At 68.6% G+C, this 19280-nt stretch carries 15 protein-coding genes; 8 read left to right on the top strand and 7 right to left on the bottom strand.

The window, feature by feature from the left end:
* Positions 1-389: 389 nt before the first annotated feature.
* The 3 genes from ACFWPH_RS26880 to ACFWPH_RS26890 all read right to left on the bottom strand — a co-directional run bounded on the left by ACFWPH_RS26880 (position 390) and on the right by ACFWPH_RS26890 (position 3384).
* Positions 390-1514: a glycosyltransferase family 4 protein gene (locus ACFWPH_RS26880; protein WP_378754901.1), complete on the bottom strand. Its 1125-nt coding sequence runs from the start codon at positions 1512-1514 to the stop codon at positions 390-392.
* Between the two features lie 45 nt (positions 1515-1559).
* Complete coding sequence (locus ACFWPH_RS26885; protein ID WP_378754902.1) at positions 1560-2642, bottom strand: NlpC/P60 family protein; 1083 nt, start codon at positions 2640-2642, stop codon at positions 1560-1562.
* Positions 2643-2805: 163 nt separating this feature from the next.
* Positions 2806-3384, bottom strand: a complete 579-nt coding sequence (locus ACFWPH_RS26890; protein WP_378754903.1) for a C40 family peptidase — start codon at positions 3382-3384, stop codon at positions 2806-2808.
* Positions 3385-3939: 555 nt separating this feature from the next.
* Here ACFWPH_RS26890 and ACFWPH_RS26895 point away from each other — a divergent pair.
* Both ACFWPH_RS26895 and ACFWPH_RS26900 read left to right on the top strand, forming a co-directional pair.
* The gene (locus ACFWPH_RS26895; RefSeq protein WP_378755084.1) at positions 3940-5715 is read left to right on the top strand and encodes a DEDD exonuclease domain-containing protein; all 1776 of its coding nucleotides are present in this window, start codon (positions 3940-3942) and stop codon (positions 5713-5715) included.
* A 557-nt stretch (positions 5716-6272) separates the two neighbouring features.
* Positions 6273-6548 (top strand): Lrp/AsnC family transcriptional regulator, encoded by a 276-nt coding sequence (locus tag ACFWPH_RS26900; RefSeq protein WP_062978630.1) that lies wholly within the window; start codon positions 6273-6275, stop codon positions 6546-6548.
* A gap of 205 nt (positions 6549-6753) precedes the next feature.
* On the opposite strand, the gene trpD is transcribed toward ACFWPH_RS26900, so the two are convergent.
* A complete protein-coding gene (gene trpD, locus ACFWPH_RS26905) occupies positions 6754-7812 on the bottom strand; it encodes an anthranilate phosphoribosyltransferase (protein ID WP_378754904.1) in 1059 nt (352 codons plus the stop codon).
* A gap of 379 nt (positions 7813-8191) precedes the next feature.
* Here trpD and ACFWPH_RS26910 point away from each other — a divergent pair, with 379 nt between their 5' ends.
* The 4 genes from ACFWPH_RS26910 (at position 8192) to ACFWPH_RS26925 (ending at position 12628) form a co-directional block, all read left to right on the top strand.
* The gene (locus ACFWPH_RS26910; RefSeq protein ID WP_280413805.1) at positions 8192-8800 is read left to right on the top strand and encodes a heme-copper oxidase subunit III; all 609 of its coding nucleotides are present in this window, start codon (positions 8192-8194) and stop codon (positions 8798-8800) included.
* A gap of 76 nt (positions 8801-8876) precedes the next feature.
* On the top strand, positions 8877-9740 hold the full coding sequence (locus tag ACFWPH_RS26915; RefSeq protein WP_378754905.1) for a c-type cytochrome: 864 nt from the start codon (positions 8877-8879) through the stop codon (positions 9738-9740).
* A gap of 102 nt (positions 9741-9842) precedes the next feature.
* Positions 9843-10991 (top strand): ubiquinol-cytochrome c reductase iron-sulfur subunit, encoded by a 1149-nt coding sequence (locus ACFWPH_RS26920; protein WP_378755085.1) that lies wholly within the window; start codon positions 9843-9845, stop codon positions 10989-10991.
* Positions 10988-12628 carry a cytochrome bc complex cytochrome b subunit gene (locus ACFWPH_RS26925; RefSeq protein WP_378754906.1) on the top strand — a complete coding sequence of 547 codons (1641 nt, stop codon included), beginning with the start codon at positions 10988-10990 and terminating at the stop codon, positions 12626-12628. Before ACFWPH_RS26920 ends, ACFWPH_RS26925 begins: the two co-directional genes overlap by 4 nt.
* 93 nt (positions 12629-12721) lie before the next feature.
* Here the strand turns inward: ACFWPH_RS26925 and ACFWPH_RS26930 are convergent, their stop codons facing one another.
* The gene (locus ACFWPH_RS26930) at positions 12722-13216 is read right to left on the bottom strand and encodes a polyadenylate-specific 3'-exoribonuclease AS (protein WP_378754907.1); all 495 of its coding nucleotides are present in this window, start codon (positions 13214-13216) and stop codon (positions 12722-12724) included.
* 125 nt (positions 13217-13341) lie between these two features.
* Here ACFWPH_RS26930 and ACFWPH_RS26935 point away from each other — a divergent pair, with 125 nt between their 5' ends.
* Positions 13342-14727 (top strand): class II 3-deoxy-7-phosphoheptulonate synthase, encoded by a 1386-nt coding sequence (locus ACFWPH_RS26935; protein ID WP_378754908.1) that lies wholly within the window; start codon positions 13342-13344, stop codon positions 14725-14727.
* Positions 14728-14972: 245 nt separating this feature from the next.
* Here ACFWPH_RS26935 and pknB read toward each other — a convergent pair whose 3' ends face one another.
* Positions 14973-16886 (bottom strand): Stk1 family PASTA domain-containing Ser/Thr kinase, encoded by a 1914-nt coding sequence (pknB, locus tag ACFWPH_RS26940; protein ID WP_378755086.1) that lies wholly within the window; start codon positions 16884-16886, stop codon positions 14973-14975.
* 141 nt (positions 16887-17027) lie between these two features.
* Between pknB and ACFWPH_RS26945 the strand changes: the two genes are divergently transcribed.
* A complete protein-coding gene (locus ACFWPH_RS26945; protein WP_378754909.1) occupies positions 17028-17396 on the top strand; it encodes an Rv2175c family DNA-binding protein in 369 nt (122 codons plus the stop codon).
* A gap of 272 nt (positions 17397-17668) precedes the next feature.
* Here the strand turns inward: ACFWPH_RS26945 and ACFWPH_RS26950 are convergent, their stop codons facing one another.
* Positions 17669-18934: a squalene/phytoene synthase family protein gene (locus tag ACFWPH_RS26950; protein WP_378754910.1), complete on the bottom strand. Its 1266-nt coding sequence runs from the start codon at positions 18932-18934 to the stop codon at positions 17669-17671.
* Positions 18935-19280 lie beyond the last annotated feature (346 nt).

Here is a 19280-nt window from a genome sequence, read left to right on the forward strand (position 1 = left end):
CTGGTTGCGTTCGGGTGGGGACCGGAAACTTTCAGGGCCTCGCTGGACTCGGCTCCGCCGCTGGGTGCGTTGGGGCGCCGGCGGCGTGGCCGAGCCGTCACCGGTGAGATGGTGTCGCGGTCATCGACTCGGTCCGCGGTGCGTGCTCGTCGGCTCGCAAGCCTGCCCGGTGTAGGCGGGGCCGTCGAGGATTTTGCGGGATTCGGGTGCCGCTGGGCGCGTCGGGGTCGGTGTAGGCGGGGTAGTTGAGGGCTTGCGGGACTCAGCGGTGCCGCTGGTCGGGTTGGTGTTGTTCGTGGGCGAGACCTTTCAGGGTCTCGCTGGAGCCGGCCCCATGGTGGTTGTTCTCTCTGGGAAGTCGGGCCGGGCAGGGGACGAAGCCCGAGGTCCTACAGGAACCCGCGAAGGCGGGTGCCGAGGGTGTCCCAGCGCCAATGCTGATCGACGAAGGCGCGGCCTGCGGCGCCCATGGTGGCGGCCGCGTCGCGGTCGGCGAGGATATCGCCGATCGCTTCGGCGACCTGGTCGGCGCGGCGGCCGTCGACGACGCGGCCGGTTTCGCCGTCCAGCACGGTTTCCGGTGCACCACCCGACATTCCGGCGACGACGGGGACTCCGCTGGCGGAGGCCTCGAGGTAGACGATGCCGAGACCTTCGACGTCCAGGCCGGCGCCGCGGGTGCGGGTGGGCATGGCGAAAACATCGGCGATGGTGTGGTGGGCGGCGAGTTCGGCGGCGGGGACCCGGCCGGTGAAAACAACATCGTCGCCGAGGCCGAGTGCGTCGGCGAGCCCGCGCAGCCGGTCTTCGTACGGGCCGCTACCGGCGATCACCAGGACCGCGCCGGGGATCCGTTCCCGGATCCAGCGCATCGCGATCAGCAGGACATCCTGCCCCTTGCGCGGTACGAGCCGGGACAGGCACAGAATCGTGGGCCGGTCGCCGAGGTTGTAGCGCTGGCGCAGTTCGGCGCGGGCGGCGGGGTCGGGGCGGAACTTCTCGGTATCCACGCCCGGCGGCAGATGTTCGAGCGCGGCGTCCGGTCCGAAGGCGGCCGCGAAGCGGCGCCGGGTGTACTTGCTGACATAGGTGACGATATCGGTGTTCTCGCCGATGACCCGTAGCGCCTGTCGCGCCGCCGGCAACATCGACCAGCCCACCTCGTGGCCGTGGGTGCTGGCGACGATCCGTTCCGCACCGGCCCGGCGCAGCAGCGGGGACAGCAGCGCCAGGGGGGCGGCGGCACCGAACCAGACCGTTTCGCAGCCTTCGGAGCGCAGCAGTTTACGCGCGCGGCGCGCGACGGCGGGGGTCGGCAGCATGAGGGAGGTGGGGTGGCGGACCACCTGGAACGGCTGCTGCGCGTCGAAACGGGTATGGCTGTCACCGCGCCAGCGGGGTGCGTAGACGACCAGATCGTCGGGCGGCAGCTGACCGGTCATCGCCTGCAGATAGGACTGGATACCTCCCGGCCGCGGCGGGAAATCATTGGTAACCAGCAGAGTTCGAGCCATAGGACTCACACTATTGGCGAACGCTGCCCGGCGCCGCGCCGGGGCTCAGTAGCGGCGCGCCGAATGATAGGGCGTGGAATCCATCGGCGCGACGGCCACCGGGACCCCGAAGGTGGAGGCGTGCAGCATGAGGCCGTTACCGGCGTAGATACCCACGTGGGAGATATCGTCGTAGAAGAACACGACATCGCCGGGCTGCAGATCCGCGCGGTCCACGGGGGTACCGTAGGCGGCTTGCGCCGAACTCGTGCGCGGTACCTCCTTACCGACCTGCGCGAACGCCCACTGCACCAGGCCCGAGCAGTCGAACTGGTCGGGGCCGGTGGCGCCCCAGACGTAGGGATCGCCGACGCGGGTGAGCCCGGCGGCCAGCGCGCTCGTCCCGTTGCCGGGGACGAGATCGGCCAGCAGGCTGTCGCGGTCGAAACCGGGCGGGAACGGGGAACCGGCGAGCGCGGTCCGGTCCGCGGTGGACAGCGAGCCCCAGACCTCGATGACCTTGGCGACCGCGTTCTGCAGATCGGTCTGTTTACGACCCACATCGTCGCGGACGGCATTGGCCTGATCGGCGGCGGCGCGCGCGGTATCGGCAGCGGCCCGGGCGGCCGATTGCGCGGCCGTGGCCGCGTCGGTGGCGCGTTTGTACTGTTTGAGCTGGTCCGCAGTTTGGGTGGTGACCACGTCCAGCGTCGACATCTGGTCCAGGAGCTGCTGGGGTGAATCGCTGACCAGAACGGAGAACAACCGGTTGGTGCGCGTGCCCTGGTAGGCGGCGATGGCGGTGCGATCGATCATCGGGCGGTATTTGGCGACCTCGTTGCGGGCCGCGTCTACGGCCGCGGTGGCCGCGCCGACCTTGGCATCGGCATCGCGCTGGATGGCGAGTTTCGCGTCGAGATCGGCCTGCGCGGTGAGTGCTTGCTGATTGAGCTGTTCGGCCTGCCGGGACAGATCGATCATCTGCTGGACCGCTTCGGTGGCCGAGGCCGGCGCGGGGGCCGGGACCGGGTCGGCGCCGGCGGGGCCACCACCGTAGAGCGCCGCCGCCAGGAGCCCCGCCGCCAGGACGGTGCGGGCGGGCCGGCGAGATAGCGCGGGCTTGCGGTGACTCCGATGATGTGTTGCCACGGCCTGCCGTGCCCCGCTCTCCCTGTGACGCTGTGCAATGAACCGGTGAAGGTCTCGATTAGATTACGGAACGGGCCCGCGGGGTGTCCAGTACGACACGGAACGGTCACGTCGTCGGATGAAAGTACCGCGTCACGTGGACCCCCGCGGGGCCGCGGCCGGCTCAGTAGCGGCGCGCCCCGGCGAACGGCATCGACGAGACGGGCGCCAGCTGAACCGGGGTACCGGAGGTGGACGCGTGGACCACATTGCCGTCGCCGGCGTACAGGCCCGAGTGGCCGCCGCCGTAGAACGAGACCACATCGCCGGGGCGGAGGTCGTTGAGTGAAATGGGGGAGCCGGCGGACAGCTGGGCGCCGCTCGTGCGAGGTAGCTCCATTCCCGCCTGTCTATACGACCACTGCACCAGGCCGGAGCAGTCGAAGGCGTCCGGGCCGGCGGCGCCGTAGACGTACGGTGCGCCGACCTTCGACAGCGCCGCGTCGAGGGCCAGATCACCGGCGGTCTTGGTGGGGGTCACGAAAGGCGGCGGGCCGGCGGGAGAATTGGGGGCCTCGACGCCGGGGATGCCCGCGGGGATCGGGATCTCGTTGGGCACCTCGAAGGTTCCCACGCCGTGGATGGTCACCGGCTGGGCGGCCGCCGGGGCGGCGGGCAGCAGGAACGCGCCCAGGGTGGCAGCGCCGACGGCTCCGGTTACGGCAGCGCGCCGCGCCTGTCGCTTGACGGTGTTGAACGCCATGATGCGGTCCTTCCGATCTCCCCGCCGGCGGTACCGGGTTGGTGCGCCGAACTCCGCGAGGTCTCGAAAAGATTACGAACAGATCACGGTGATTTGTAAAGCCTGAGGCGGCGATAAGCGTGGGTCGCGCAGCTTTCCGGTGGCAAATTGTGCGAGTTGGATCACATCCTCGGGTTGGGTTGCGTCACGGTTACGTCCGGCTGACTCGCGGTGTATCGATCGGCCGCGTTACATCGGATTCGATACCGAATATCGTGCTGATTCCCCGATTCGAGCGGGCGGATGGCGTATAGGTGACATCGGCCTGATGGGGACGTGGCCGAATATTTGCCCGGTACGGTGGAACTGGTTTTGGGCCGCCCGACCATTTTTCGTGTGAACGGGCAATTGGATAGCAAATAAACATCGACTGTGAGCTGACGCACATATATGTGGTCAACGGGCGCCATCCGGGGAACAGGGACAGGTTCCGGTGTCCGTCGCAGCGACCGTCACGGTCCGGTATCGCCGAACCTGTCGGACCCTCTCAGTACTCTGCTCGCCGTGTCCGAACCGATGCCGCTGCATGCCCGGCAGCTGGCGTTCGATCAGCTCGACACTCCGCTCTACGACACCACCTTCGTGGTCGTCGACCTGGAAACCACCGGCACCAGCCCGGCCGAAGACGCCATCACCGAGATCGGCGCCGTAAAGGTGCGCGGCGGCGAGATCCTCGGTGAATTCGCCACACTGGTGGATCCGGGGCGGTCCATCCCGCCCGCGGTCGTCCAGATCACCGGTATCACCACGGCGATGGTGCGGGCGGCGCCCACCATCGAAGCGGTCCTGCCCGGTTTCCTGGAGTTCGCGGCCGGAGCGGTGCTCGTCGCCCACAACGCCCGGTTCGATATCGGCTTCCTGAAGGCCGCGGCGGCCCGCTGCGAAACACCGTGGCCGCGGCCGCAAGTGGTGTGCACGGTCCGCCTCGCCCGCCGGGTACTCGGCCGCGACGAGGCACCCTCGGTACGGCTCGGCTACCTGGCACAGCTGCTCGGAGCGAGCACGACCCCCACCCACCGGGCGCTCGACGATGCCCGCGCCACCGTGGATGTGCTGCACGCGCTCATCGGCCGGGTCGGCAATCAAGGAGTGCACAGCCTCCCCGAACTGATCGACTACCTGCCCGATGTGACCGCCGGCCAACGCGCCAAACGCGCCCTCGCCATCGACCTGCCTGCCGCGCCCGGTGTCTACCTGTTCCGCGGACCGTCGGACGAAGTCCTCTATATCGGGACCGCGGTGAATCTGCGGCGCCGGGTCCGCAGCTACTTCACCGGTTCGGAAACGCGCGGCCGGATCAAGGAGATGGTCGGGCTGGCCACCCGGGTCGATCATGTCGTGTGCGCCCACGGCCTGGAGGCCGGAGTCCGCGAACTGCGGTTGCTGGCCGCGCACGCGCCGCCCTACAACCGCCGATCCAAATTCCCGAAACGGGCCTGGTGGGTCGCACTCAGCGCGGAGGCCTTCCCCCGGCTGACCGTGGTCCGCGACCCGGCCGGCCCGGCGGTCGGCCCGTTCCATGCGCGCGCCGCAGCCGCGGATATCGCCGCCACCCTCGCCGAATACTGCGGGCTGCGCACCTGCACCGCCAAGCTTTCGCGCAGCGCGCTGCACGCCTGCACGCCGGAAACGGTCGGTGGCTGCCCCGCGGCGGCCGAGGTGCCGCGCACCGCTACCGACTACGCCCCGGCGCCCGCCGCCGCGCGAGCACTCTTCGCCGGCACCGATGACGCCGTGGTCCGCCACATGCTGGCCCGGATCGAGAAATACGCGACCTCCGAACAGTACGAATCCGCCGCCCGCCTGCGCGACCGCGTGGCCGCCGTGATCCGCGCCCTGCATCGCACCCAGCGCCTGGCCGCGCTGGCCCGGCTACCGGAACTGATCACCGCCCACCCCGACGGCGCCGGCGGCTGGGAACTCGCGGTGACCCGCTACGGCCGCCTCGCCGGCGCCGGAACCGCCCGCCGCGGAACCCCACCGATGCCGGTGGTCGAACAGATCGTGGCCGCCGCTCAGACCGTACGCCCCACCGGTGGGTCGGCAGGCCCCGCGCAATTACCCCTGGCCGATGCCGGCCCTCACCCCCCACCGCTCCGGGGCGCCCCACCGGAGGAGGTCGGGGTGATCGCGCGCTGGCTGGAACGTCCCGGAGCACGAATCGTGCGAACGGCCGACGGCTACGCCGAACCCGCCCGCGGCGCCGGCCGCTGGGTCGCGTGGGCCGACGCAGCCGATGCCGCAGCAGGCGCGGCGCAAGACGGCCGGTTCTACGCCGACGAGCGTGGTTAGCCGGCCGAAGCTCCCGGACGGACCCGGCTGCTCCCGCAGCGCGGGATGGGCGAAGCGGATCAGAGGCCGCAACGCGCACCATGCTTCCTCGGGGCCAGAACGCACCCGACTCGGTCTCCGCCCGGTACGTTCGCACATGAGTGGGCCGGCGCACCCGGACGATTGTTCGTCGTTCGGGCGACATGCTGTAGGCCGATGGTTCGCGAACTTCTCCGAACCGGTGCCGTGGGGCCACACCTCGCGTGGTCCGAAGCAGTGCGGCCGGACCTGGCACCGTTCCGGTTCGGCCCGGCGGCGGACGCAGATCCGAGTGAGCCGGTGCACCACCGGGTGCTCGCGAACGGCCCGCGGTCCGTCGCGCGGCTACGTGCAGCGCCGGGGCAGTTTCCGGATTCCGCCCGCACAAGAAATCCGGCCGCCATCGCCCCGTGAGTAGTGCAAGGGCCGGAACCCGTTCCTACGGCCCGCCGTCAGGGGCGGTCAACCGCGCCGGCTTCCTGGGACGGTCGGCGGCGCTGCCGCAGCCGGCGTAGGCCGGGGGTGCTTAGGCTGTTGGCATGATTACCGCGATCGTTCTGATCCAGGCCGACAACGGGCGCATCCCGGAGACCGCTCAGGCGGTGGCCGATACCGAGGGGGTCGCCGAGGTGTACTCATGCGCGGGGGACGTCGACCTGATCGCGCTGGTGCGGGTGCGCGACCACGAACAGGTCGCCGAGGTGGTCACCGGGCGGATCGACAAGGTGGCCGGAGTGCAGCGCACCGTCACCCATATCGCGTTCAAATCGTATTCGAGCGCGGATGTCGAGGCCGGGTTCTCCATCGGCGAGTAGCGGATACTCGCCGGGAGGCCGGGGCTGCCCGCGGACACCCTTCGTATTTCACGGAGCATCCCGGAAATCTCCGCGGCCGCACGGCCCATCCGCCGATACGGTCGCGGTGCCGCGTCCGGCCGCCGGTCGAGCGGCCCCCGCGGGGTAACGCAGTCGCTGGGGTCGGGCCCTCGTGCCGTGGTGCCGACAGTGGCAGCGACTGCGTTCAGGCCTCGCCGAGGGTTCGGGTGAGCGCGGCCCATCGGTCCAGGAGGTCTGCGGCCGCGCCGTTGTCGATGGCGGCGGCGGCGCGTTCGATCCCGGCGACCAGGTGATCGTCGAGGTCACCGTCGAGTTCCGCGCCACGGGAGAGATCGTAGGCGGTGATCGCGGCTGCCGAGTTGACCAGGACGGCATCGCGGACCGCACCCGGATCGCCCGCGAAGACATCCCGGGCGACCTGTGCGTTCACCTGGGCGTCGCCGCCGCGCAGCGCGTCGAGATGAACCCGGGGGATACCGAGTCGCACCGGGTCGATAACCGTTTTCCGGACCCGGCCGCCGGCCACCACATAGGCGTCGGTGGTGTCGGAGGTGGTGATCTCGTCCAGGCCGTCATGGCCGCGTACCACCAGCGCCCCGGCCCCGCGGTCGGCGAAGACACCGGCGATGGTTTCCAGCAGGTCGGGGAACGCGCAGCCGACCAGTCCGGCGCGCGGCTGGGCCGGGTTGGTGAGCGGGCCCAGCACATTGAAAACCGTCGGGATGCCGATTTCCTTACGGGCGGGGCCGGCGAACCGCAGTCCCGAATGGAACAGGGAGGCGAAGCAGAACCCGATCCCCACCTCGCGCACGCACCGGGCCACCGATTCCGGGCCGAGGGCGAGCTTCACGCCGAGTGCCTCCAGCACATCGGCGCCGCCGCTCTTGGAGGACGCGGCCCGGTTGCCGTGCTTGACCACCGGCACACCGGCCGCCGCGACCACGACCGCGGACATGGTGGAGATATTCACCGATCCCGATCGGTCGCCGCCGGTGCCGACGATGTCGACCGCGTCGCCGTCGATCTTCACCAGGCGCGCGTGGCCGAGCATGCCGCGCGCCATACCCGACAGTTCGGTGGGCGTGGGGCCCTTGATCTTCATGGCCACCCCGAACGCGGCGATCTGCGCGGAGGTGGAGTTGTCGGTGAAGATTTCGTCGACCACCCAGGTCGTATCGTCCGCGGTGAGGTCGTGTCCGTCGGCGAGGGCCCCGAGCATCTGGGGCCAGCTGCGCACGCTCATCTCTATCTCCTCGTCGCGCCGATACCGGTGACCGAACGGTCATGCAACACCCTAATGTGCCCCGGGCTGGGTAGCGCAGCGCTGTCCGCGCGGGGGTGGGACCGGATCTCGATCCGACGGTCGGCGCGGCCGGGTAGCGCTGCGGTGCGCAATCCCCATTGGCGATCACGATCGGATGATGGATGCCACGCATGGGGTGCGTCCCCCTCGGACCGATGGGCGCACCGCATCTGTGCTGGTTCGGCAGCCGGCCCGGCGCCGGAGCATCCGACACGCCGGGACAGAGCGAGAGACGCGCTGAGCCGGTGAATCCCGACACAAAAGATCAAGATGGGAACCCGACTTCGACTGTCGTACTACGAAGAGTCATACTTACCCCGTGACGACCGCAGTAGGTACCTCAGGATCGGCCATAACCCAGCGTGTGCATTCGCTGAACCGGCCCAACATGGTCAGCGTCGGTACCATCATCTGGCTGTCCAGCGAGCTGATGTTCTTCGCCGGCCTCTTCGCGATGTACTTCGTCGCGCGCAGTCAGGCGCCCGAGTGGCCCATGCCGCCGACCGAGCTGAACCTCGGCTTGGCCATACCGGTCACCGCCGTACTGATCGCCTCGTCGTTCACCTGTCAGATGGGTGTGTTCGCGGCCGAGCGCGGTGACGTGTTCGGGCTGCGCCGCTGGTATGTCCTGACCTTCTTCATGGGTCTGTTCTTCGTGCTCGGCCAGGGGTACGAGTACATCCACCTGGTGGACCACGGCACCTCGATCTCGGGCAGCTCCTACGGATCGGTGTTCTACATCACCACCGGTTTCCACGGCCTGCACGTCATCGGCGGCCTGATCGCCTTCCTGTTCCTGCTCGCGCGTACCAAGATGAGCAAGTTCACGCCCGCGCAGGCGACCGCCGCGATCGTCGTCTCGTACTACTGGCACTTCGTCGACATCGTCTGGATCGGGCTGTTCGCCGTGATCTATTTCATCCAGTGACGTCGATGCCGGCCTGCGCGCGAGCGCCCAAGTCAACACAGCCCGCCACGGTTCCGTCTACTCCAAAGGGACACAGATGAGTTCATCGCCCCCGACAGCGCCAGCGCCCGCCAGCGGTGGGCACGGCGAGGCCAGCAAGAAGCGCAGGCAGCGCCGCATCCGCCGACGGATCGCGGGTGGTCTCGCGCTCATGGTGGGCCTCGTCGGAGCCGGTTTCCTCGCCTCTGCGCTCACTCCCGAGCCCCAGGTCGCCACGGCGAACGAGGATTCGGTGGCGCTTATCCGCGAGGGTCAGCAGCTGTACGAGACCTCCTGCATCACCTGTCACGGCGCCAACCTGCAGGGTGTGCCCGACCGTGGCCCCAGCCTCATCGGCGTGGGCGAAGCGGCCGTGTACTTCCAGGTGTCCTCCGGGCGTATGCCGATGGTCCGCAACGAAGCGCAGGCCGAACGCAAACCGCCGAAGTTCGACGCCCACCAGACCGACGCGATCGGCGCCTATGTCGCCGCCAACGGTGGTGGCCCGACCGTGATCCGCGACGCCAACGGTGAGATCGCCCAGGAATCGCTGCGTGGCGGCGATATCGGCCGCGGTAGCGAACTGTTCCGGATGAACTGCGCCTCCTGCCACAACTTCACCGGTCGCGGTGGCGCGCTGTCCTCGGGTAAGTTCGCTCCGCCGCTGGACCCGGCCTCCGAGCAGCAGATCTACGCCGCGATGCTCACCGGCCCGCAGAATATGCCGAAGTTCTCCGACCGGCAGCTCACGCCGGAAGAGAAGCGCGACATCATCGCCTACGTCAAGGACTCCGCCGAAGCGAAGGATCCCGGCGGCTGGGGTCTGGGTGGATTCGGTCCCGCCACCGAGGGCCTCGCCATCTGGGTGATCGGCATCGTGGCGGTCGTCGGTGCCGCGATCTGGATCGGATCCCGGACATGATCGGGCCGGTATCCGGAGTCGTCCGCCGCATCAGCGGCGCACGGCCGGGCATGCCCCACTGGAAGGGCCTCAGCCATGAGTGAAGAACAGGAGCGAAACGAGATGGGTCGCCTGGACAAAGATTCCGCGGCCGCGACCCCGGCGGAACCGACCGAGGCCGAACTGGACGCGATGTCGCGTGACGAGCTGGTCGAGCTCGGCACCGCGCGGGACGGCGTCGAGGTCGCCTACCGGCGGGAACGCTGGCCGGTGCCGGGTACCCGCGCGGAGAAGCGCGCCGAACGGCAGGTCGCGATGTGGTTCGCGATCTCCGGTCTGGCCGCGGCCGCCCTGGTGGGTGTGTTCCTGTTCTGGCCCTGGGAGTACAAGGGCAAGGACGACTCCGGCCACGGCATCTACTCCCTCACCACGCCGCTGTACGGTCTGACCTTCGGTATCTCGATCCTGGCCATCGGTATCGCGGTGGTGCTGATCCGCAAGAAGTTCATTCCCGCGGAGCTTTCGGTCCAGGACCGGCACGACGGTAAGTCCAGTGAGGTCGACCGGCGCACGCTGGCCGCCCAGCTGTCCGACGCCGCCGAGACCTCCACCCTCGGCCGCCGCAAGCTGATCACCCGCACCGCCGGCGCCGGCGTCGGTGTGCTGGGTATCGGCGCACTGCTGGTGTTCGTCGGCGGCATGGTGAAGAACCCGTGGGCCAAGGGCGATAAATCGCCGCTGTGGGTGTCCGGCTGGACTCCCGACTACGAGGGCGAAACCATCTACATCCGCCGCGATACCGGCCGTCCGCAGGACATCGTGCTGGTACGCCCGGAGGACCTCGACGCGGGCGCGATGGAGACCGTGTTTCCGTGGAAGGAATCCTGGCGCGGTGACGAGCATGCGACCCTGCAGTCGCTGCGCGGTATCCGCAACTCCGTGATGCTCATCCGACTGCGGCCCGAGGACGCGAAGAACGCGATCAAACGGAAGGGTCAGGAGAGCTTCAACTTCGGCGATTACTTCGCCTACTCGAAGATCTGTACCCACCTCGGCTGCCCGACCTCGCTGTTCGAGCAGCAGACCAACCGGATTCTGTGCCCGTGCCATCAGTCGCAGTTCTCCGCGACCGAATGGGGCAAGCCGATCTTCGGTCCGGCCGCCCGGGCGCTGCCGCAGCTGCCGATCACCGTAAACTCAGAGGGGTACCTGGTCGCCAACGGTGACTTCATCGAACCCCTCGGCCCGGCCTTCTGGGAGCGTCGATCATGAGTGCTGGAACGGCTACCGGCCGCAAGCTCGCGGCACAAGCCAACGAAATCGACGAGCGGTATCGTGCCGCCGCCTTCATGAAACGATCGATCAACAAGGTGTTCCCCACCCATTGGTCGTTCCTGCTGGGTGAGATCGCGCTGTACGCGTTCATCATCCTGCTGCTGTCGGGTGTGTACCTGACGCTGTACTTCGACCCGTCGATGGCGCACGTCACCTACGACGGCGCCTACCAGCCGCTGCGCGGTGTCGGTATGTCGCGGGCGTACGAGACCGCGCTGAACATCTCCTTCGAGGTGCGCGGCGGCCTGTTCGTCCGGCAGGTGCACCACTGGGCGGCGCTGCTGTTCGCGGCGTCGATCATCATCCACCTGTTCCGCATCTTCTTCACCGGCGCGTTCCGCAAACCGCGTGAAGCGAACTGGGTGATCGGATCGCTGCTGCTGATCCTGGCCATGTTCGAGGGCTTCTTCGGCTACTCCCTGCCGGACGACCTGCTCTCCGGTACCGGTTTGCGCGCCGCGTTCTCCGGTATCACCATCGGCGTCCCGGTGGTGGGCACCTGGCTGCACTGGCTGATGTTCGGTGGCGATTTCCCGGGCGACATCATCGTGCCGCGCCTCTACATCGCGCATGTGCTGTTGTTGCCGGGCATCATGCTGGCGCTCATCGCCGCGCACGTGGCGATCGTCTGGTATCAGAAACACACCCAGTTCCCCGGCCCGGGCCGCACCGAGAAAAATGTGGTCGGTTCCCGGATCGTCCCGGTGTTCGCCGCCGACCAGGGCGCGTTCTTCGCGTTCACCCTCGGCTTCGTGGCCCTCATGGGCGGGTTGCTGCAGATCAACCCGATCTGGAACCTGGGTCCGTACAACCCGTCACAGGTGTCGGCCGGTTCGCAGCCGGACTTCTACATGATGTGGACCGACGGTATGGCCCGTCTGATGCCACCCTGGGAGCTCTACCTGGGCCGGTACACCGTGCCCGCGGCCTTCTGGGTGGCGCTGATCATGGGGCTCGTATTCGTGGTCCTCATCGCCTACCCGTGGATCGAGAAGAGGCTCACGGGGGACACCGCCCGGCACAATCTGCTGCAGCGGCCGCGTGACGTTCCGGTCCGCACGGCGATCGGCGCCATGGCGATCACCTTCTACGTGGTGCTCACCTTGTCCTGCGTCAACGACATCATCGCGCTCAAGTTCGATATCTCGTTGAACGCGACGACCTGGATCGGTCGTATCGGTCTGCTGCTCGGACCGCCGATCGCGTACTTCCTGGCCTACCGGTTCTGCATCGGCCTGCAGCGCAGTGACCGGGCGGTCCTGGAGCACGGCATCGAAACCGGTGTGATCAAGCGCCTGCCGCACGGCGAGTACATCGAGGTGCACCAGCCGCTGGGCCCGGTCGACGACCACGGCCACCCGCTGCCGCTGGAGTACCAGGGTGCGGTAGTGCCCAAGAAGATGAACAAGCTGGGTTCGGCCGGTCAGCCCGGCACCGGTAGCTTCCTGCGCCCCGACCCCCGTGCGGAGAGCGAACAGCATTTCGCGACCGAACTGGAAGAGGAGCACCGGCAGCTCGCCATCCTCCAACGAGTGCAGGACGAAGCGCGCTCGGACGGCGACCACGGGCACTGACCCGTAGGCCGGGCGGCGAGTACCCGCCCGCACCGCTGACAACAGGCCCCCTGGCAAGCCAGGGGGCCTGTTGGCGTTACAGTGCCGGCGACCTCAGCCCGCGCGACGGCGGGCCGCTTCGATGGCCTCGAATTTGGCGAGATTATGCCGGGCGTCGGCCAGCGCGTCGTGCGCATCGCGCGGGGGTGGCGGTAACTCCGGGCGGCCGTGTGCCTCCCAGTGCTGCCGCAGCTCGTTCGTATAGCGGGGCAGGTCGGGCGGTAGGTCGACCATCGACCCCCACAGCTGGCACAGCACCACATGGTCGTAGGCACCCACCCACGCCCACATCTCGGGCTGTACGGTCGCGCGCGGCACCAGGAACCGGTGCAGTTCGTCCCGGATCTGCGCCCGGGTCCGCCACAGCGGTGACGTCTTCGGGGGCAGCTTCGGCAGGACATGTTTGCTCACCCAGGGCCCGGCCAGACCGGCATCGAACTCCGAGGAGACGGCGTAGAACTCCCGTCCGTCCTCACAGACGACGCCGATCGATACGAGATCGATCACGCGACCGTCCTCGATGAATTCCGAATCGTAGAAATACCTCAAACCGGTGGGTCTCCTCGGTGGTCGACAGAACGCACCGAGCTTAGTTGTGCGCTCCGACGTGGCGGGGTGCGCCCGGAAACACCTCCGGAAATATCCGCGGATCGGCCACCACTTATCCTGAACTGGTGAATTGGACCGTCGACGTACCCATCGACCGTTTGCCCGAGCTGCCGCCGTTGCCCGCCGAACTGCGTAAACGGCTCGACGACGCGTTGGCACGGCCGGCTCTGCAGCAACCGTCCTGGGACGCCGACCAGGCGGCGAACATGCGGACGGTGCTGGAGAGTGTGCCGCCGATCTGCCTGCCCGCCGAGGTGGACGAGCTGCGCGAGCAGCTCGCCGATGTCGCGCGGGGCGAGGCCTTCCTGATGCAGGGCGGGGACTGCGCGGAAACCTTCGCCGACAACACCGAACCGCATATCCGCGGCAACCTGCGGACGCTGCTGCAGATGGCCGTCGTGCTCACCTACGGCGCCAGCCTGCCGGTGGTGAAGGTCGCGCGGATCGCCGGTCAGTACGCCAAGCCCCGGTCTGCCGATACCGATGCGCTCGGCCTGAAGTCCTATCGCGGCGATATGGTCAATTCACTGGTCGCCGAGGCCGGTGTGCGCCAGCACGACCCGTCGCGGTTGGTACGCGCCTACGCCAACGCCAGCGCGGCGATGAACCTGGTGCGGGCGCTCACCAGCGCGGGTATGGCCGATCTGCACCGGGTGCATGACTGGAACCGGGATTTCGTGGCCCAGTCGCCGGCCGGTGCCCGCTACGAGGCGCTGGCCGAGGAGATCGACCGCGGCCTGCGGTTCATGACCGCGTGCCGGGTCAACGACCCCAGCCTCAAATCGGCGCGCATCTACGCATCGCACGAGGCGCTGGTGCTGGACTACGAGCGCGCCATGCTGCGTCTGGCCGAGAATTCCGCCGGCGATCCGGTGCTCTACGACCTGTCCGCGCATTTCCTGTGGATCGGGGAACGTACCCGCCAACTCGAGGGCGCGCATATCGCCTTCGCCGAACTCCTCGCCAACCCGATCGGCCTGAAGATCGGCCCGAAGACCACTCCGGCCCAGGCAGTGGAGTATGTCGAACGCCTCGACCCGAACAACGAGCCCGGCCGGTTGACGCTGGTCTCCCGGATGGGCAATACGAACGTCCGCGAAGTGCTGCCCGCGATCGTGGAGAAGGTGCAGGCCACCGGCCATCAGGTCATCTGGCAGTGCGATCCGATGCACGGCAACACCCACGAATCCTCCACCGGGTTCAAAACCCGCCACTTCGACCGGATCGTCGACGAAGTCCAGGGATTCTTCGAGGTGCACCACGCCCTCGGCACCCACCCCGGTGGGCTGCATATCGAACTCACCGGTGAAGACGTCACCGAATGTCTCGGTGGCGCCCAGGACATCTCCGATCTGGACCTTTCCGGACGCTACGAAACGGCCTGCGACCCCCGGCTCAACACTCAGCAGTCGCTGGAACTGTCCTTCCTCGTCGCCGAGATGCTGCGGTAGGCCCTGCGGCACCTTCGGTGGGCGAAACCGATCCGGGCGGATGTGCGTCGCCGCGCCGGATCAACAGAACCATTCGGGCCGGCCATCGACCCCGCGGATGATCGACGCACACATACCGGTTGGACGTTCCGGTTCGGCGCCCCCGCCGAACCGGAGTCGACCGGTGGCCGCGCCGAGTTCAGCGAGATGCCCTCGATCGGTTCGGACCCAGCGGACCGGATCCCCGAGCGCGCCGGTGCGCGAAACTACGGCACCGCGACGAGCGAGACCGAGGCGCCGGATTCGACGTTTGCGTTGGCAGCGGGCCGCTGCGAGATCACGACCGAGGAGTCCAGAGGTGCGAACTGGCGCACCTCGACCTGCAAGCCCAGCCCTTCCAGAGTGCGGCGGGCTTCGCTGACGGATTTGCCGACCACCGACGGCATGGTCACCGCCTCGGAGATCAGCAGGGTGACCGAGGAACCGGCGTCGACGGTGGTGCCGACGCCGGGTTCGGTGCCGATCACGCGGCCCACCTCCACCAGTTCGTCGTAGGTGTGCTGCTCACCGGCGACGGTGAGACCGAGGTCTTCGAGTTTCTTGCGGGCCTGCTCCGGGGTGTCGGCGCGGAGATCGGGCAGCTGGACCGGTTCGGACCCGTTGCTCTTCCAGACCTGTACATGCGCGCCCGCGGGCAGCACGGTGCCGGGTGCGGGATCGATCCGGGCCAGGGTGCCTTCGGGCGCGGTGCTGGCGACCTCGCCGGCGTCGACCGGTTGCAGGCCCTGATCGCGGATCAGCTGCTGGACCTCGTCCCAATCGGCACCGGGCGAGACCCCGGGAACTTCCGGTTTACCGCTGGACACCAGGATATCGACGGTCGAGCCCTTGGTCTCCCGGGCACCCGGCCCCGGATCAGTGCCCACCACACCACCGACGGGCACGGTATCGGAGGCCTTGTCCCGGGTCCCGGTCTCGAAACCGGCCTCCTGGAGTTCCGCGGTGGCCTGTTCGACCGTCATCCCGGCGACCGAGGGCACCGAGTTGTAGCGGCCCATACCCAGCCACCAGCCGCCGATCCCGACCAGCAGGGTCAACACCACCACCGCGGCCGTCCAGATCATCCCGTTGCGGCGTTTGGCGGCGTGACTTTCCTGGAAGGAGCTGTACTGGGTGGGGCGCTGCGGCGGAATATAGGCAGGCGGCGGAGGTTCGTTGCGTGGCTGCGCCGTGGTCACCATGCGGGTCGGTTGCGGACCCTGCGCGGCGACGGGTTCGGGCACCGGGCGGGCGACCGGATGGCGGGCGCTGGTGTGTTCCGCCGATTCCTGCGGCGCGGGGACCCGGTAGTCGGGCAGGTTCAGCCGCGCGGCAACGGAACGTAGTTCGGCCACCATCTCCGTGGCGTCGGCGAACCGGTGCCCGGGCTCGCGAGCGGTCGCGCGGGCGACCAGCCGGTCGAATTCGGGCGGTACCCCGGAGATGAACTCGCTCGGGCTCGGAACGTCGTTCTCGACCCGCTGGTAGGCCACCGAAAGCGAATTGTCGCCGGTGAACGGCACCTTGCCGGTGAGCAGTTCGAAGATCAGGATGCCGAAGGCGTACACATCGCTGCGGGCATCGGCGCTACCGCTGGTGACCTGTTCTGGCGAGAGGTAGGCGGCGGTGCCCAGGATAACGCTGGCCGAGGTGGTATTGGCGGCGGCGACAGCACGGACCAACCCGAAATCGGCGATCTTGACATCGCCGCCGTCGGAGATGAGCACATTCTCCGGTTTCACATCGCGATGCACCAGACCGGCCGCATGCGCGACCCCGATCGCGGCCAGCACCGGTTCGGCGACGGCACGAACCGCATGCGGCGGCATGGGCCCGCGTTCGCGCAGCAGCTCCCGCAATGTCCCGCCCTGGACCAGTTCCATCACCAGGAACGGGTACTCGCCGTCGATGCCCTGGTCGTACACCTCGACGAGGGAAGGGTGTTTCAGGCCCGCCACCGCGCGGGCCTCGAACTCGAACCGGGTCAGGAACTGCGGATCACCGGCGAACTTGGGATCCATCACCTTGATGGCGACCTGCCGGCCCAGCCGCGTGTCCACACCCCGGAACACCATCGACATCCCGCCCCGGGCGATCGGCGCGTCGATCCGGTAGCGCCGATCCAGTACGGCGCCGATCAATTCTCCTCCGGCTGTCACGAACCTCTCCACCCTCGTACCGCGTCTGCACGGTCGCCGCCGCTGCGGCTCCCACATGTTATCGGCCGAACCGGTGCGGGTGTCTCACCGCGTGCGAGCGGCCGCCGTCTACGGTTGTCTGCTGTGAGTACCTTTCCTTGCAGTGCCGATGTCCTGCCCGCCTCGGTACCGCTGCTCTCGTTACCCGATGTCGCGAAGAACCTGGGTGTCGCGGTGACCCGGGTGCACCAGATGCTGCGGGACAATCAGCTGCTCGCGGTGCGCCGGGACCGCGTGGCGGGAATCCCGGAGATTTTCTTCGACGAAGCGGGTGCGGTACTGAAATTCCTACCGGGCCTGATCACGGTGATGCGTGACGCCAAGTACACCGACGAGGAGATTCTGGAATGGATCTTCACCGACGACGACACCCTGCCCGGTAAACCGGTAGAGGCGTTGCACGGCCCGCTGGCCCGCGAGGTACTGCGCCGCGCAGCCGCCGATCCCTTCTGACGCTGCCGCTCCGCCCGAGCTCGTAGGAGTGGCAACGCCGTACACCGCTGCCGGTGCGCCGGTCGGTCTCCCTCCGCGTCGTCAACGCAGGGTCGGCGCCGGTCACGCCTGGACTGACGGTCATTGTCGCTCGCTGCCGGCCATCGGTGACCCGCCTGCGCTGCCGGTGTAGACGTGTCTTTCCGACGCGGGTATCGGCGGCCGGCGACAGCGATGTGCTGCCGGCGCACTGCGGGGGTGCCGGCCTTACGCATCGCCGAGGACGCGTAAGGCTACCGGCGCAGCGCGGCGGCGGCTGCCAGCTGCAGTCGGCGAGCTCCCGGGACCACGGCGCGCCGCGCGAACACGTTGTAACCACTGTCTTCGATACGTTCCAGGATGGCCGCGTACACGGTGGCGGCCGCGCGTATACCCGGGCGTACGCGTGGACTGAGCAGCTCGATACCCGGGTGCGCGCGGCGGTACAGGTCGCGGTTGACGGCGATCAGGTGCGCGAGCGCGCGGCGGACCCGGCGATCGGTGCTGCGGGTCCGATGGCAGTACACCAACAGTTCCTCGTCGACGCCGAACGCGGCGAGTTCGTCGGCGGGCAGGTAGATCCGGTCGCGGTCGAGGTCTTCGCCGATATCGCGCAGGAAATTGGTGAGCTGGAAGGCGTTGCCCAAGGCAGCCGCCGCGGGTTCGGCCGCCGCGCGGGGGACGACCGTACCGAGTACCGGAAGCAGTTGCAGGCCGATGGCCGCTGCCGAACCGCGCATGTATTCGTCCAGGGCGGCCATGGTGGGGTAGCGGTTCCGGAACAACGGTGAACCCGGGGCGTCCATACGCATGGAGTCCAGGAAAGTCCGGAAATGGCCCGGATCGATGGCGAACCGGGTGACGGTGTCGGTGAGTGCCAGGGCGATCTCGTCGAACCCGGCGGGCAGCGCGCCGAGCCCGGGTGGGTCCAGCGGGGTGGTTGCGCTGGGCGGGGCCGCGAGCAGCCGGGTCGGGACGGACCGGGGGTAGTCGAATGGCGGGGCAATGCTGAGCCCTGGCTCGGCCGGGGCAGTCGCGTCGGGTCGAGATGGGTGGAGCGGCGTGGTCGTGCTGGACCAGAGGGAGTCGAGCGGGGCGGTCGCGGTGGAGCGGAGTGAGTCGAATGGCGGGGTAGCGCTGAGGCCCGGCGACTCGGCCGGGACGGTCACGCTCGGTTGGGGCGGGACGAGAGGCGCGGCGGGTGACCACGAGGTGCGCAGAGCGAGCTCGACGGAGTCCAGCACGGCCGACGGGGCATCTCGGAGCGCCGGGCCGTCGACGATATCGTCCACCATCCGAGCGAAGGCATAGAGAGCGTGTACGGCGGGGCGCTGCTCGGCGGACAGCAACCGGGTCGCCAGGTAGTAGGTGCGTCCGTGGACGGCGGCCGTCCGGCGGCAGCGGTCGTATGCCCGGCGCAACATTTCGGGGTCGGCGATGCGGAGGGATGCGGTGGTCCAGGCGGCCGGGCGCTCACGCGGTTCCGGGCAGGCATGGTGATCGATATCCTGTCCGCCCACCGCGGCGCCGATCGATCGCCCATGCGTGTCTGCGGCGTTGTGCCCTGTTGAGAGCGCGGCGTTGCGCCGGCTTGGTCGCGCGGCGTTGTGCCCGGCTGGGGGTGCGGCGTTGCGTCCGGTTGGTAGCGCGGTGCTGTGCTCGGTGGGGAGCGCAGTGCTGAAGCCGGCAGCAGCAGGTGCCGTGCCGTACACAGTGGTGGCACCGGGACCGTGCTCGGAGCCGGAGCCGGAGCCGGAGCCGGAGCCGGAGTCGGAGCCGGAGCCGGAGCCGGAGCCGGAGGCGGTGGGCGGGCCGCCCTGCACATTCCTCGATACTCGATTCGACGGGGGTTGTGCCGCCGTCGCC

Source organism: Nocardia sp. NPDC058499 (assembly GCF_042719915.1).
Lineage (GTDB): Bacteria > Actinomycetota > Actinomycetes > Mycobacteriales > Mycobacteriaceae > Nocardia.

Coding starts and splice junctions, on each gene's coding strand:
- ACFWPH_RS26900 (WP_062978630.1), top strand. CDS start 6,273: ATGATTACCGCGATCGTTCTGATCCAGGCCGACAACGGGCGCATCCCG.
- ACFWPH_RS26895 (WP_378755084.1), top strand. CDS start 3,940: ATGCCGCTGCATGCCCGGCAGCTGGCGTTCGATCAGCTCGACACTCCG.
- ACFWPH_RS26890 (WP_378754903.1), bottom strand. CDS start 3,384: ATGGCGTTCAACACCGTCAAGCGACAGGCGCGGCGCGCTGCCGTAACC.
- ACFWPH_RS26880 (WP_378754901.1), bottom strand. CDS start 1,514: ATGGCTCGAACTCTGCTGGTTACCAATGATTTCCCGCCGCGGCCGGGA.
- ACFWPH_RS26920 (WP_378755085.1), top strand. CDS start 9,843: ATGGGTCGCCTGGACAAAGATTCCGCGGCCGCGACCCCGGCGGAACCG.
- ACFWPH_RS26915 (WP_378754905.1), top strand. CDS start 8,877: ATGAGTTCATCGCCCCCGACAGCGCCAGCGCCCGCCAGCGGTGGGCAC.
- ACFWPH_RS26925 (WP_378754906.1), top strand. CDS start 10,988: ATGAGTGCTGGAACGGCTACCGGCCGCAAGCTCGCGGCACAAGCCAAC.
- trpD (WP_378754904.1), bottom strand. CDS start 7,812: ATGAGCGTGCGCAGCTGGCCCCAGATGCTCGGGGCCCTCGCCGACGGA.